The sequence below is a fragment of the Rhodococcus sp. R1101 genome (assembly GCF_000278445.1).
Classification (GTDB): Bacteria; Actinomycetota; Actinomycetes; order Mycobacteriales; family Mycobacteriaceae; genus Rhodococcus; species Rhodococcus gordoniae.
Map to the genome: position 1 here is coordinate 1 of NZ_AJVB01000877.1, position 709 is coordinate 709.

Annotated in this window: 2 protein-coding genes; one reads left to right on the forward strand and one right to left on the reverse strand. The window is 70.4% G+C overall.

Annotation, left to right across the window (positions count from 1 at the left end; genetic code table 11):
* On the forward strand, positions 1-392 hold a 392-nt coding region (locus R1101_RS0124935), incomplete at its 5' end, for a DUF3141 domain-containing protein (RefSeq protein WP_016935823.1).
* Positions 393-444: 52 nt separating this feature from the next.
* Here R1101_RS0124935 and R1101_RS0124940 read toward each other — a convergent pair.
* On the reverse strand, positions 445-709 hold a 265-nt coding region (locus R1101_RS0124940; protein WP_016935824.1), incomplete at its 5' end, for a WS/DGAT domain-containing protein.

The following is a 709-nucleotide window of genomic DNA, read 5'->3' on the forward strand; positions in this document are numbered from 1 at the left end:
TGCTCGGCCTGCTCGACGACCCCGACGAGGTCGCACGCTGGGAAGCCGAACGGCACTGGTTCGCCTGGAAGCAGGAGATCCCCTCCGCGTTCCGCGAGTGGATCATGCGCCACCTGTTCGTGGGCAACGAACTCGTCGTCGGCGCACTGAGGGCCGAGGGACGCGTCGTCGATCTCGCGGCCGTCGACTGCCCGGTCCATCTGATCGCCGGCTCCGCCGACCCGATCGCGACTCCCCGGCAGGTCACCGCGCTCGCGGAGTACGTATCGACCCCGCCGCAGAGGATCACCACCACCGTCGCCGATGCCGGTCACATCGGGCTGTTCATCGGCCGCCGCACCCTCACCGACGTGTGGACGCCGCACGCCCGCCGCGTGGCGGCGACGTCCTGACTCATCCCGGGCCGTTCGGCGATGCGGCGCGACGATTCTCGGGACGACGCGGTCAGTCGTTCCCGGCGTCGCCCTCCCCGCTCCCCTCGTCGTCGACCTCCACCCGGACTCCGAGAGCGGATTCCAGTGCCCCGAGTTCGTCGTCGAGGTGATCGAGCAGCCGGGCGAGGTCCGGCACCGTGCGGCCGCACGCCGTCAGCCCGAAGGCGATCTCGTCGTCGGTACTCGTGCACGTGATGTTCAGCGCCTGTCCGTCGACGGGCACCGACAGCGGATACAACGCGTCGACGCGGGCGCCGTTCCAGTACAGCGGCGAA